The sequence below is a fragment of the Sphingomonas sp. AC435 genome (genome assembly GCF_979253005.1).
In genome coordinates, this window is sequence record NZ_CEEDCJ010000003.1 from 163305 (window position 1) to 175614 (window position 12310).

The window sequence follows — 12310 nt, forward strand, 5'->3', positions numbered from 1 at the left end:
CGGTTGCAGAATCGGGCGCGCTACCATATGTCGGACTAAATCATAAACACAGGCAGATGACGATATGGACGTGATGGAACGCACGGGCTTTCGCTCGATCACCGCAGCCACCGGCGAGCCCGCCGGCGAGCCCCTTGCGACACACGGCGTAGCGGATGTCGAGGCCGTCTGCGCCGCAGCCGAAGCGGCGTTCGACACGTATCGTTCGATCGACAACGAGGCGCGCGCCGCGTTCCTGGAGAAGATCGGCGAGGAGATCGTCGCGCTCGGCGATACGCTGATCGAGACGGCCTGTCGCGAGAGCGGCCTGCCGCGTCCGCGGATCGAGGGCGAGCGCGGGCGGACCGTCGGCCAGCTCAAGCTGTTCGCCGGGGTCGTCCGTCGCGGCGGCTGGATGGGCCTGCGCATCGATCCGGCGATGCCCGACCGTGCGCCGCTGCCCCGCCCCGACCTGCGCCTGCGGATGATCCCGCTCGGTCCCGTTGCGGTGTTCGGCGCGTCCAACTTCCCGCTCGCGTTTTCCACGGCGGGCGGCGACACCGCCTCCGCGCTGGCCGCCGGCTGCCCCGTGGTAGTGAAGGGTCATCCGGCGCACCCGGCGACGGGCGAGCTGGTCGCCGGCGCGATCCGTGCCGCCGTCAAGGCGTGCGGCCTGCCCGAGGGGGTGTTCGGTCACCTCGTCGGCCCCGGCAATGAGCTGGGTCAGGCGCTGGTGCAGGACCCGCGCATCACCGCGGTCGGTTTCACCGGTTCGCGTGGCGGCGGGCTCGCGCTCGTCAAGCTGGCGCAGGCGCGCGAGGTGCCGATCCCCGTCTATGCCGAGATGTCGAGCATCAATCCGGTCGTGTTGTGCCCGGCCGCCCTGTCGGCGCGTGGCGCGGCGCTGGGCACCGCCTTTGTCGGGTCGCTGACGATGGGCGCAGGCCAGTTCTGCACCAACCCCGGTCTGGTGCTGGCAGTCGAGGGCGACGGGCTGGACGCGTTCGTGTCCGCCGCGGCCGAGGCGCTGACGCAGGCCGAGCCGCAGACGATGCTGACGGGCGGCATCCACGCCGCCTACGAGCGCGGGCTTCAGGACCTGTCGAGCCACGACAAGGTCGAGACGGTCGCGCGCGGCAAGGTGGGCGAAGGCGTCGCCCGCGGTCAGGCGGCGTTCTTCCAGACCGATGCGCAGGCATTCCTCGCCGATGCGGCGCTCGGGCATGAGGTATTCGGCGCGTCGTCCATCCTCGTCCGCTGCCGCGATGCCGACGAACTCGCCGCGGTGCTGAAGGCAGCCGAGGGTCAGCTGACCGCGACGATCCACATGGACGAGGCGGACACCGACTTCGCCGCCAAGCTGGTGCCGGTGCTGGAACGCAAGGCGGGCCGCATCCTCGCCAATGGTTGGCCGACCGGCGTCGAGGTGGCGCACGCGATGGTGCACGGCGGGCCATTCCCGGCCACGTCGGACGGGCGCACGACCTCGGTCGGCAGTCTGGCGATCGATCGCTTCCTGCGGCCGGTGAGCTACCAGAACCTGAGTGCCGCGCTGCTGCCGGCGGTGTTGCGCGACGGTGGCGCGGGCGATGCGCCGACGCTGCTCGACGGAACGCTGGTGGCCGGCTCGGCCGACTGAGGGACCTTTCGTCCTCCCCAGCAAGGGGAGGTGGCAGCCCGCAGGGCTGATGGAGGGGTGACACCGCCAGCGTCGACACCCCTCCGGCGCTTTGCGCCACCTCCCCTTGCAGGGGAGGAACTGAAATAGACGACCGACTTTAGGAGAGAGACATGACCCTGCGCCTCTTGCAGCATCGCGGTGATGACGGTGCCCGGAGCGTGATCGTGGCGGACGATGCCGGTGCGGCATTCGTGGCCGGCGTCGACAGCGTTCGGGGGCTGGCGGCGAAGGCGATCGCGGCGGGGACCGATCTCTCGACGGCGATCGACGCCTGCGGGCGCGGCGCTGCGGTCGATGTCGCGGCCGAGCTGGCGGCGGGTCGCATCCTCTCTCCGATCGATCATGACGACGCTGCGCATCTGGTGATGACCGGCACCGGCCTGACCCATCTCGGTTCGGCCGAGGGGCGCGACAAGATGCACCGCGCGGCGTCGGAGGCGGCGGTGCAGACCGACTCGATGCGAATGTTCCTGGAGGGCGTCGAGGGCGGCAAGCCCGCCGAGGGTCAGGTCGGGCAGCAGCCGGAGTGGTTCTACAAGGGCGACGGCACCGGGCTGGTCGGGCCGGGCCAGCCGCTGACGATGCCGTCCTTCGCCAAAGATGGGGGCGAGGAGCCCGAACTGGCGGGCATCTACCTGATCGGCGAGGACGGCACGCCGTTCCGGCTAGGCCTTTGTCTCGCCAACGAATTCAGCGATCACGTCACCGAGCGTCACAATTACCTGTGGCTGGCACATTCGAAGCTGCGTCAGGCGGCGCTCGGCCCCGAACTGCTGGTCGGCACGCCGCCGCAGCATATCGAGGGCAGCAGCCGGATCGTCCGCGACGGCGCGACGCTGTGGGAGAAGCCGTTCCTGTCCGGGGAGGCGAACATGTCGCACAGCCTCGCCAATCTGGAAGCGCATCATTTCAAGTACGCGCTGTTCCGGCGGCCGGGCGACATCCACGTCCATTTCTTCGGCACCGCGACTCTGTCCTTTGCGGATGGTGTGACGACGCAGGAGGGCGACGTGTTCGAGATCGAGGCGGTGCCGTTTACGCTGCCGCTCCGCAACCCGCTGGCGCGCGCCGCGGAGCAGACGGTTACCGTCCGGGCGCTGTAACCGAGGGCGCCGTTACCCGCGTCGCGAACGCCGCCATGTCCGCCAGCACCGGCGCACGGCGGCGGAAGGGGCGGGCGATCGCCGTCAGCAGCCCGGCATGGCCGATGCCGGCATAGCGGACACGCTCGACCGGGACGCCGGCTGCGGTGAGTTGCCGTGCCAGCGTGTCGCTGTTCGACGGACGGACCAGCGTATCGTCGTCGCCGGTAGCCAGCAGCGCGGGCGGGTCGCCCGGCGCAACGTGCGCCCCCGGCTGTGTCGCGGGCAGGTCCGGCGCGTCGCCGAACGTCTCACGCGTCACATCCTCGTCGAGAGGCAGGAAGTCGTAAGGTCCGGCGAGGCCGACCCAGCCGCGGACGGCGGCGCGATCCTTGCCCAGCCAGCGGGGGTCGATCGCCAGCATCGCGGCATTGTAAGCCCCAGCCGAGTGGCCGGCGAGCACCAGTCGGTCGGGATCGCCGCCCAGCGCCGCGACATGGCTGCGCACCCAGTGCACCGCCGCGGCGTTGTCCTGGAGGAATATCGGATAGCGCACCGCCGGCACCAGTCGGTAATCGGGAATGACGACCACGAAGCCGCGCGCCGCCAGCGCCCGGCCGACGAACCCGTAGCCGCCCTTGGTCCCCGAATTCCACGACCCGCCATACAGGAAGACCACGACCGGCACTGACGCCGAGCCCGCCCGCGGCGCATAGACGTCCAGCCGCTGGCGGGGGTCGGCACCGAACGCGACATTGCGCGCGACCGCCACGACGCCGCCGTCCTTTGGTATGACCGCGTCGAAGATACGGATCGGTGCACAGGCCGCGGCCAGGCTGCCGAGGATCGATCCGATTACTGCCGTCCGTCCGATCCGCATCATTGTATCCCTGTTACTTCCGGTGTCGTGGTCGTCCCGCTCCCCGGCGGTGCCGGTTAGCGCCTTGTTAACCGTCCTGGGTTAGCCAAGTCGCGTTACGAACGAGGGGGATACGTGGTTCACCGGACGATCCTGGCCCCGCTGGGTGTCGGAATCCTGTACTGGGCGGCGGCGGCGATGTCGCTGGCGCTCACCAACGGGGCCGACGGCGTCGCCACGATGTGGCCGGCGAGCGGGATCCTGTTCGCCGCGCTGATCGTCCTTCCCGCTCGCCTGCGCTGGCCGTGTCTCGGCTTCGCCGCGATCGGCAGCGTCATTGCCAACGCGATGGCCGGCTTGACGGCCGCGACCGTGATCGGTTTCACGATCGCGAACATGGCCGAGGCGCTGGTGGCCAGCGCGCTGCTGCGCCACTGGAGCCCCCACCGACCATCGTTCATCGTTCCACGCGACGTGCTCGCCTTTACCGCAGCGTCGGTCATCGCCGCGCTGTGGAGCGCGACGATCGCCTGGATCGCGGCCGGGCAGCCGGGCGAACTGTTCCTGCCATCGTGGTTCGTCACCGTCACGCTGGGGATGTTGATCGTCACGCCGACGGCCTTGTTGATGGTCGCGCTGGTCAACCCCCAAAGCCGGGCCGCCGTGTGTCAGGGTTCCGCACGTCGAGCCGCCGGGCTGTTGACGATGGTTTTGGCGGTCACGCTGGCCGTTTTCGCCCAGAATTCCTACCCGTTGCTGTTCCTGCCGCTCGTCGCCTTGCTGGCGGCGACCTACGGCCTCGGTCCGGTGGGTGCCGCGAGCGGCGTGGCGATCATCGCCATCGTCGCGCCGCTGATGACAGGCATGGGGAGGGGGCCGCTGGGCCTGATGCTCCAGAGCCGCATCGAGATGTCGTTCTTCCTGCAATTCTATCTGGTCGTGTTGTTCGCCACCGCGCTGCCGCTGGCGGCGCTGCTCGCCGCGCGCGACCGGTTGGGGCGGCAGTGCGCGGACAGCGAGCGATTGCACCGGCTGCTGGCGGATACGTCGAGCGACGTCATCGTCCGGTTCAGCAACGATGGCCATCCGGTCTATATCTCGCCTGCCGTCATCCGCATCCTCGACATGACCCCGGCGGAAGTGATCGCCGCCCCGGTGATGGAGCCGATCCACCCGGACGACCGCGAGATGGTGCGCGCCAACTGGCTGCGGCTGCTGACCGGCGATCCGAACGCGAGCCTCGTCGTCTATCGTCACCGTCGCCGCGACGGCAGCTATGTCTGGCTGGAGGCGGCGTACCGAATCGTCGATGCCGCGCCGGGCACCCCGGCGGAGGTCATTGCCTCGATCCGCGATGTCGATGCGCGCCACCGGGCCGAACTCGATGCGGTCCGGGCCGTGAAGCGCATGCAGGAAACCAACCGCCTGCTCGCCCTGGCGGAGCGGGCGGCGGGTGTCGGGCATTGGCGGCTGGGTGTCGCGGACGGCACGCTGTTCTGGTCGCCGGAGGTGTTCCGCATTCACGGCATCGCCGAGAATGAGATGCCGACGGCGGAGGATGCGATCCGCTTCTACCTGCCCGAGGAGCGACCACGGATCGGGTCGCTGGTCGGCCAGTCGATGGCGCTGCGCGTCGGCTTCGATTTCGAGGGGCGGATCGTGCGGCCGGGTGGCGAGGTGCGGCACATCATCTCGCGCGGGCAGCCGGAGTTCGATCCCGACGGCGTGTTCATCGGCCTGTTCGGCATCTTCCAGGACGTGACGCTGCAAGTGATCGCCGGCCGCGAACTGGAAGCCGCCAAGCGGGCGGCGGAGGACGCGGCGGCGCAGGCGTTGCGGCTGGTCGACATCGACGCGCTGACCGGCGTGTCGAGCCGGCGCAAGGCGATGGCGGCATTGGACGAGGCGATCGTCGACAGTCGGGCGGCGGGCCTGCCGCTCGCCGTCGCGATCTTCGACATCGATCATTTCAAGGGGGTCAACGACCGTTACGGCCATGCAGCGGGCGATGCGGTCCTGCGCCGCGTGGCACGGGTCGCCAAGGAAGCGGTGCGACCGACTGATCTTGTTGGCCGCCTCGGGGGCGAGGAATTCCTGGTGCTGCTGCCCGGTGCGCCCGCCGCCAACGCGGTGGCGATCGCCGAGCAACTGCGTACGGCGGTGGCCGCGAGCGGCGGCGGTGTCGAGGTGGGGCCGCGCGTGACGGTCAGCGTCGGCGTCGCGCTGCTCGGCGAGGATGCCAGCGCGGCGAGCTTGCTGGGCGACGCCGACCGGGCACTGTACCGGGCGAAAGCCGCGGGGCGGAACGCGGCGCGGCTGGCGGCCTGAGCGCCCCTGTTCGGCTGGCGGATCAGTTCGCGATCAGCGTCACGATTTCCGCTGCGATGTCGCTCGGCGTGCGCAACCGGCCGTCCGCCAGCGTCGGCACGGTCGCCCAATGGCCGAGCAGCCCCTCCGCCGCCATCGTCGCGTAATTGGCGCGCACGCGGACCTGCAACCCGCCATCGGCTTCGTACGCGTCCAGCGCCTCGTCGGTGTAGCTGCGCTTTCGCTTGCGCAGGATCAGGCCGTGGGCGACGTCGACGGGCGTGTCGAGATATACCGACAGGTCGGGAGCAGGCAGGGCGAACTGCTCCGTTTCCAGCGCCGCGATCCAGCGCATCAGGTCGGCGGCGTCGTCGGCGGGCCCCTGCGCGGCCTGATACGCCATGTTCGACGCGATATAGCGGTCGAACACCACCACGTCGTGCGATGCCGCCGCGCCGTGGATCGCGTCCGCGGATTCCAGCCGGTCGAGCGCATACAGCACCGCCGCCGCTTTCGGAGAAGCTGCATGCGGCAGGCGGCTACCCAACAACTCCCCCAGCACATGGCCGCCGATCGTCGCACCGTAGCGTGGGAAGGACAGGACGGTGGCGGTGCGGCCGGCGGCGTTGAGCTGCGCGGCGACCTCCGCCGCGGTCGTCGCCTTGCCCGCGCCGTCGCCACCCTCGATCGCCAGCAGGAACCCGGTCACGCCTGCATCCGGGCGTGGTGGCGGATGACCTCGTCGATGATGAAGCGCAGGAACTTCTCGGTGAACTCGGGATCGAGCTCCGCCTCTTCGGCCAGATGCCGCAGGCGCGCGACCTGCCGCTCCTCGCGGCCAGGGTCGGCGGGGGGCAGCCCCGTCGTCGCCTTGTAGCGGCCGACCGCCTGCGTCACCTTGAACCGCTCGGCGAGCAGGTGGACCAGCGCCGCGTCGATGTTGTCGATCGACTTCCGATAACCCTGCAACACGTCGTCCGTCATCCGGTGCCCCCTGTTTCGCGCTCAATGCGGCGTCATGGATCGTATCACAAGCCCGGCAAGGCTTGCGTCACCCGGCGGTTACCGTAGAGGGTGCCGGTCCGATGACCGCCACGATCCACCGCCTCGGTTCACGACCGCAGCCTTCGCTCGACCCGATGGTCCGTCTCGTCACCGGCGACATGAACAGCGTCAACGCCGTGATCCTCGACCGGATGCAGTCCGAGATCCCGCTGATCCCCGAACTCGCCGGTCACCTGATCGCGGGCGGTGGCAAGCGGATGCGGCCGATGCTGACGCTCGCGAGCGCGCGGCTGATCGGCTACACCGGCAATCGTCACCACCGGCTGGCGGCGGCGGTGGAGTTCATCCACACCGCGACGCTGCTGCACGACGACGTGGTCGACGGATCGGACCTGCGCCGGGGCAAGCGCACCGCCAACATCATCTGGGGCAACCCCGCCAGCGTGCTGGTCGGCGATTTCCTGTTCAGCCGCAGCTTCGAACTGATGGTCGAGGATGGCAGCCTGAAAGTGCTGAAGATCCTGTCCAACGCGAGCGCTGTGATCGCGGAGGGCGAGGTCAACCAGTTGACCGCCGCCCGCCGCGTCGATTTGGGCGAGGACCGCTATCTCGACATCATCGGTGCGAAGACGGCCGCCTTGTTCGCCGCCGCGTGTCGCATCTCCGCCGTCGTCGCCGAGCGATCGGATCGCGACGAAATGGCGCTGGACGCCTATGGCCGCAATCTGGGCATTGCGTTCCAGCTGGTCGACGACGCGATCGATTACGTGTCGGACGCCGGTACGATGGGCAAGGATGCCGGCGACGACTTCCGCGAGGGCAAGATGACGCTGCCCGTCATCCTGGCGCATGCGCGCGGCGACGCCGAGGATCGCAAGTTCTGGAAGGACGCCATCGAGGGACGCCGCGACTCGGACGAGGATTTCGCGCACGCGATCGACCTCGTCCGCCGCACCCGCGCAGTCGACGACACGATCGCCCGTGCGCGCCACTATGGCCGGCGCGCGATCGACGCGATCGCCGGCTTCGCGGACGGACAGGCGAAGGACGCGATGATCGAAGCGGTCGAGTTCGCGGTGGCGCGGGCCTACTGAACGTCGGGTCGTTCGCGCGAGCGACCCATTGCCGTCGAAGCTCAGGCGGGGTGCCTGTACCTCACACCCGCGGCATGACGGAGATCAGCGCCCGAACAGGCCGCCCAATCCGCCAGCCAGTCCGCCGAACCCGCCAATCTTCGCCAGCACCTCCTCGCCGCCGATCTGCTCCAGAAGCGCACGGAGCGGTTCGATCGGCAAGCCGGACGAATCTGCCGCCTCCGCCGCGGTGTCGCCGGGGTGGGCCTGTGCGATGCCGAGCGCTGCCAGCGCTGCACCCACCTGATCCGGCGTCAGCCCGACCCGGGCCGCCAGCGACTCCGCGTCGAAGCCGCCGGGAATCTGTCCCATGATGCCGTCCAGAATGCCCATCGCGCCGACTTCCCATAGATAAAGCCCATCCTTGGAGGGCGCCGCATCGAAATACAATCGATCGCAGGACAGGTCGCCGATCCCGTAATCTGTACCAAATTGAGAAGCTTATGAATTTACTATCTTTAGCGCTTCTCTCGAAAATCCTTCATGGTTACGAAACTGTCAACGCCGACCATCGGGGCGGCGGATTCGGGGGATATCTGAGATCATGAAGCATTTTGCTCGCGCTGCCGTGCGCGCCGCCTTTATCGCCACCACTGCCTTGTCCGTTCCGGCTTTTGCCGGCGAGGTAAAGGTACTGCCGACCGACACTGCGTGGCGGAACCTGCCGGGCGAACTGCGCGATAACGCGACCGCCGGCATCACCGATACCGCACCGCGGTCCGGCAACGGTTCGCTGGAGCTGACCGGCCCCCGGACGCGCTTCGCGATCGGCAACATCTATCCCAACGCGCAGACGACGCCGCTGATCGCTCTCGATCAGGTCACCGGCCTGACCTTCGACTGGCGGATCGCCGGCGACTCCGTGAACCCCTACAACCCGGATTACACCCCGGCGCTGCGCCTCCACATCTGGGATGCGGGTGCGGGCGTCCGCCGCGAGATCATCTGGGAGGGTGCGTATAACGGCGCCTACGGGCCGCAGACGGTGCCGAACACCTGGTACAGCTCGACACTGACCGACTCCTTCTATGTCGGTGCGGGGAACGAGAATAATGGCCGGACCGTCGCCGACTGGGCGCAGCGGTATGCCGCCGGCTCGTTCGTGGCGGCGATCAGCGTCGGCTCGGGCGGCGGTGCCGGTGCGTATCACGCCTTTGCCGACAACGTGACGCTGTACACGGTCGGCGGTAGCACGACGTACAACTTCGAGGTCGCCGGCGCGGTGCCGGAGCCCGCCACATGGGGCATGATGATCGTCGGCATCGGTGCCGTCGGCGGTGCCGCCCGCGTCCGTCGTCGGAAGGTGACCGTCGCGATCGCCTGACCCTGTCCTAAGGCGCCCCGGCTGTGGCATGGGGCGCCGATGACCGGCCCGCTGCTTCCTCCGTTCGACCCGTCGCCGGCGACGCTCGTATGAGCGAGCGCCTGCCGATCGAAGCGGTGTTGCCGGACCTGCTTATGGCGTTGCGGCAAGCGCCGAACGCGGTGCTCGTCGCGCCGCCGGGAGCGGGCAAGACCACCGCCGTCGCACCGGCCCTGCTGAGGGAGGACTGGTGCGACGGCGAGGTGCTGTTGCTGTCGCCGCGGCGGCTGGCAGCGCGGGCGGCGGCCGAACGCATGGCCGCGCTGGCGGAGGAGCCGGTCGGCCGCACCTTCGGCTACGCCACGCGGCTCGACAGCAAAGGCTCCGCCGCGACGCGCGTCACCGTCGTGACCGAGGGCATCTTCGTTGCGCGGATACAGGCCGATCCTGAACTTGCCGGCATCGCCGCGGTGCTGTTCGACGAGGTTCACGAACGCAGCCTCGACGGCGACTTCGGATTGGCGCTTGCACTGGATGCGCAGGCAGGGCTGCGGCCCGACCTGCGGCTGGTGGCGATGTCCGCGACGCTCGACGGCGCGCGGTTCGCGGCGTTGATGGGCGCAGAGGGCCAACCCGCGCCGGTGATCGAGAGCGAGGGCCGCAGCTATCCGTTGGCCCTGCGCTACCTCGGGCGCGACGGAGCGAAGCGGATCGAGGACGAGGTCGCCGCCGCCGTTCGCCAGGCCTTGGCGACGGACGAGGGCGGGGTGCTCGCGTTCCTGCCCGGCGTCGCCGAGATCGAGCGGGTGGCGGAGCGGCTCGACCGGTTGCCGGCGGGCACGATGCTGCACCGGTTGCACGGCAGCCTCGACCCGGCCGAACAGCGCGTCGCGATCCGGCCTTCGGCGGAGCGCAAGGTGGTGCTCGCCACCTCGATCGCGGAGACCAGCCTGACGCTCGACGGCATTCGCGTGGTCGTCGACGCCGGGCTGGCGCGGCGACCGCGCTACGACCGTGCGGCCGGCATGACCCGCCTCGTCACCGAGCGCGCCAGCCAGGCCGCCGCGACGCAGCGTGCTGGCCGTGCGGCGCGGCAGGGGCCGGGCGTCGCCTACCGGTTGTGGGAGGAGGCGGCGACGGCGGGCCTGCCGCGGTTCGACCCGCCGGAGATCGTCGAGGCGGACCTGTCGGCGCTGCTGCTCGCGACCGCGATCTGGGGCGTCTCCGATCCGCGTGCACTGGCTTGGCTCGACCCGCCGCCCGAGGCGGCGGTGGCGGAGGCGCGTGCCCGCCTGACGCTGCTGGAGGCGCTGGACGAGGATGGCCGGCCGACGCCGCATGGCCGCGCGATCGCGGCGATGCCGATGTCGCCGCGGCTGGCGCACATGCTGGTCCGGGCGAGCGAACGCGGACTGGCGGAGGTGGCGGCGGAGGTCGCGGTGCTGCTGTCGGAGCGGGGGCTGGGCGGGAACGATCCCGATCTGGAGGTTAGGCGGCGACGCTGGCGATCCGAACGTGGGCCCAAGGCGGAGGCGTCGCGCAAGCTGGCGGTGCGGTGGGCGCGATCCAGCGATCCGGTGCGCGGCGGCACCGCCCCGCCGAAAACGAGGGGGGACCGATCGGCGGAGGACGTCGCCACCTGCATCGCGATCGCCTTTCCGGACCGGGTCGCGCGGCGGCGGGATGCGTCGGGGGAGTTCTGGGCGTCCGCCGGGGGGCGCGGTTTCCGGCTGGATCCGACATCGTCGCTGGCGTCGGCCGAGTGGCTCGCGGTGGCGGAGACGCAAGGGGCGGCGTCCGGCGCGCGCATTCTGGCGGCGGCGGCGATCGACCTTGCGACGATCGAAGCGCTGTTCGCCGACCGGATCGAGCGGCGGCGGACGGTGACGTTCGACCCGACAACGGGCGGGGTGCAGGCGCTGCACGAGCGGCGGCTGGGCAGCCTGCGCCTGCAATCCGGGCCGGACGCTAATGCCGATCCGGCGGCGATCGCCGCGGCGCTGCTGGAGGGGGTGCGGACGCATGGGCTGGCGTTGTTGCCGTGGAGCCGGGCGGCGGAGGCGCTGCGGCGGCGGGCCGAGTACGCCGGGCTGGCGCTCGGCGATGCCGAGCTGCTCGATCGGGCGGAGGAGTGGCTGGTACCGCTGCTGGCCGGCCGGCGTCGGCTGGATGCGATCCCGCCGGGCGATCTGACCGACGCGCTGCGCGGGCTGATCGGGTGGGACGATCTGAAGCGGCTGGACCGGCTTGCACCCGCCGATTTCACCAGCCCGGCGGGCAGCACGCATGCGATCGACTATGCGGCGGAGGGTGGGCCGCGCGTCGAGTTGCGTCCGCAGGCGCTGTTCGGGCTGGCCGAGCATCCGGTGATCGGCGAGGCGCGGGTGCCGCTGGTGCTGTCGCTGACCTCCCCTGCGGGTCGCCCGATCCAGACCACGCGCGACCTGCCGGGCTTCTGGGCGGGCAGTTGGGCCGATGTCGCGCGGGAGATGCGCGGACGCTATCCCCGTCACCCCTGGCCCGACGATCCGGCCGCGGCGAGCGCGACGCTGCGGACGAAAAATGCGGATGCACGGCGCGCGCGATCCGGCTAGGGGAGGCATATGGCTATTGCTCGCATATTCCAGCGCCCCAAGAACGCGATGCAGTCCGGCAAGGCGCGCACCGACCTCTGGCAACTCGAATTCGAGCCCTCCGAGGCGAAGCATCCCGACCCCCTGACCGGCTGGGCGGGCAGCGGCGACACGCGCGAACAGCTCCGCCTGTTCTTTCCCACCGCCGAGGCCGCCGTCGCGTGGTGCGAGCGGGAGGGGCATGAGTCAGTCGTGATCCCCGCGCCGCAGAAGACGCTGAAGTTGCAGGCTTACGCGGATAATTTCCGCTGAATCGAGCCCGTCGCTGGGTCGGAAGGTTAGGCTAAGGTTAGTCCAACGCGGTGTTTCGCGCAGGGCTGCGTTCGTT

11 protein-coding genes are annotated in these 12310 nt (G+C 70.0%); 7 read left to right on the plus strand and 4 right to left on the minus strand.

What is annotated here, in order from left to right; genetic code table 11:
* Positions 1-73: 73 nt before the first annotated feature.
* A complete protein-coding gene (locus tag AC0CH8_RS07125; RefSeq protein ID WP_465239280.1) occupies positions 74-1618 on the plus strand; it encodes an aldehyde dehydrogenase (NADP(+)) in 1545 nt (514 codons plus the stop codon).
* 152 nt (positions 1619-1770) lie between these two features.
* On the plus strand, positions 1771-2763 hold the full coding sequence (gene araD1, locus AC0CH8_RS07130; RefSeq protein WP_465239281.1) for an AraD1 family protein: 993 nt from the start codon (positions 1771-1773) through the stop codon (positions 2761-2763).
* On the opposite strand, the gene AC0CH8_RS07135 is transcribed toward araD1, so the two are convergent.
* Positions 2744-3625, minus strand: a complete 882-nt coding sequence (locus tag AC0CH8_RS07135; protein ID WP_465239282.1) for an alpha/beta hydrolase — start codon at positions 3623-3625, stop codon at positions 2744-2746. The two genes, araD1 and AC0CH8_RS07135, sit on opposite strands and share 20 nt — an antisense overlap.
* Before the next feature lie 111 nt (positions 3626-3736).
* Here AC0CH8_RS07135 and AC0CH8_RS07140 point away from each other — a divergent pair, with 111 nt between their 5' ends.
* Positions 3737-5929, plus strand: a complete 2193-nt coding sequence (locus tag AC0CH8_RS07140) for a diguanylate cyclase (RefSeq protein ID WP_465239283.1) — start codon at positions 3737-3739, stop codon at positions 5927-5929.
* A 22-nt stretch (positions 5930-5951) separates the two neighbouring features.
* Here AC0CH8_RS07140 and AC0CH8_RS07145 read toward each other — a convergent pair whose 3' ends face one another.
* Positions 5952-6617, minus strand: a complete 666-nt coding sequence (locus AC0CH8_RS07145) for a dTMP kinase (protein WP_465239284.1) — start codon at positions 6615-6617, stop codon at positions 5952-5954.
* The gene (locus AC0CH8_RS07150) at positions 6614-6892 is read right to left on the minus strand and encodes a chorismate mutase (protein WP_204199538.1); all 279 of its coding nucleotides are present in this window, start codon (positions 6890-6892) and stop codon (positions 6614-6616) included. The genes AC0CH8_RS07145 and AC0CH8_RS07150 overlap by 4 nt, the downstream gene beginning before the upstream one ends.
* A gap of 101 nt (positions 6893-6993) precedes the next feature.
* On the opposite strand from AC0CH8_RS07150, the gene AC0CH8_RS07155 reads away from it, so the two are divergent.
* Positions 6994-8007 carry a polyprenyl synthetase family protein gene (locus tag AC0CH8_RS07155; RefSeq protein ID WP_204199537.1) on the plus strand — a complete coding sequence of 338 codons (1014 nt, stop codon included), beginning with the start codon at positions 6994-6996 and terminating at the stop codon, positions 8005-8007.
* Between the two features lie 84 nt (positions 8008-8091).
* Here the strand turns inward: AC0CH8_RS07155 and AC0CH8_RS07160 are convergent, their stop codons facing one another.
* A complete protein-coding gene (locus tag AC0CH8_RS07160) occupies positions 8092-8436 on the minus strand; it encodes a hypothetical protein (protein ID WP_465239285.1) in 345 nt (114 codons plus the stop codon).
* A 154-nt stretch (positions 8437-8590) separates the two neighbouring features.
* Between AC0CH8_RS07160 and AC0CH8_RS07165 the strand changes: the two genes are divergently transcribed.
* The 3 genes from AC0CH8_RS07165 (at position 8591) to AC0CH8_RS07175 (ending at position 12234) form a co-directional block, all read left to right on the plus strand.
* Positions 8591-9370: a PEPxxWA-CTERM sorting domain-containing protein gene (locus AC0CH8_RS07165; RefSeq protein WP_465239286.1), complete on the plus strand. Its 780-nt coding sequence runs from the start codon at positions 8591-8593 to the stop codon at positions 9368-9370.
* A gap of 89 nt (positions 9371-9459) precedes the next feature.
* Positions 9460-11943: an ATP-dependent helicase HrpB gene (hrpB, locus tag AC0CH8_RS07170; RefSeq protein WP_465239287.1), complete on the plus strand. Its 2484-nt coding sequence runs from the start codon at positions 9460-9462 to the stop codon at positions 11941-11943.
* A gap of 9 nt (positions 11944-11952) precedes the next feature.
* Positions 11953-12234, plus strand: a complete 282-nt coding sequence (locus tag AC0CH8_RS07175; RefSeq protein ID WP_465239288.1) for an ETC complex I subunit — start codon at positions 11953-11955, stop codon at positions 12232-12234.
* Positions 12235-12310 lie beyond the last annotated feature (76 nt).

What these genes read in the sequence shown, in the direction of transcription:
- AC0CH8_RS07125 (WP_465239280.1), top strand. Translation starts at nt 74, where the DNA reads ATGGAACGCACGGGCTTTCGCTCGATCACCGCAGCCACCGGCGAGCCC.
- araD1 (WP_465239281.1), top strand. Translation starts at nt 1,771, where the DNA reads ATGACCCTGCGCCTCTTGCAGCATCGCGGTGATGACGGTGCCCGGAGC.
- AC0CH8_RS07135 (WP_465239282.1), bottom strand. Translation starts at nt 3,625, where the DNA reads ATGATGCGGATCGGACGGACGGCAGTAATCGGATCGATCCTCGGCAGC.
- AC0CH8_RS07150 (WP_204199538.1), bottom strand. Translation starts at nt 6,892, where the DNA reads ATGACGGACGACGTGTTGCAGGGTTATCGGAAGTCGATCGACAACATC.
- AC0CH8_RS07155 (WP_204199537.1), top strand. Translation starts at nt 6,994, where the DNA reads ATGACCGCCACGATCCACCGCCTCGGTTCACGACCGCAGCCTTCGCTC.
- AC0CH8_RS07165 (WP_465239286.1), top strand. Translation starts at nt 8,591, where the DNA reads ATGAAGCATTTTGCTCGCGCTGCCGTGCGCGCCGCCTTTATCGCCACC.
- hrpB (WP_465239287.1), top strand. Translation starts at nt 9,460, where the DNA reads ATGAGCGAGCGCCTGCCGATCGAAGCGGTGTTGCCGGACCTGCTTATG.
- AC0CH8_RS07175 (WP_465239288.1), top strand. Translation starts at nt 11,953, where the DNA reads ATGGCTATTGCTCGCATATTCCAGCGCCCCAAGAACGCGATGCAGTCC.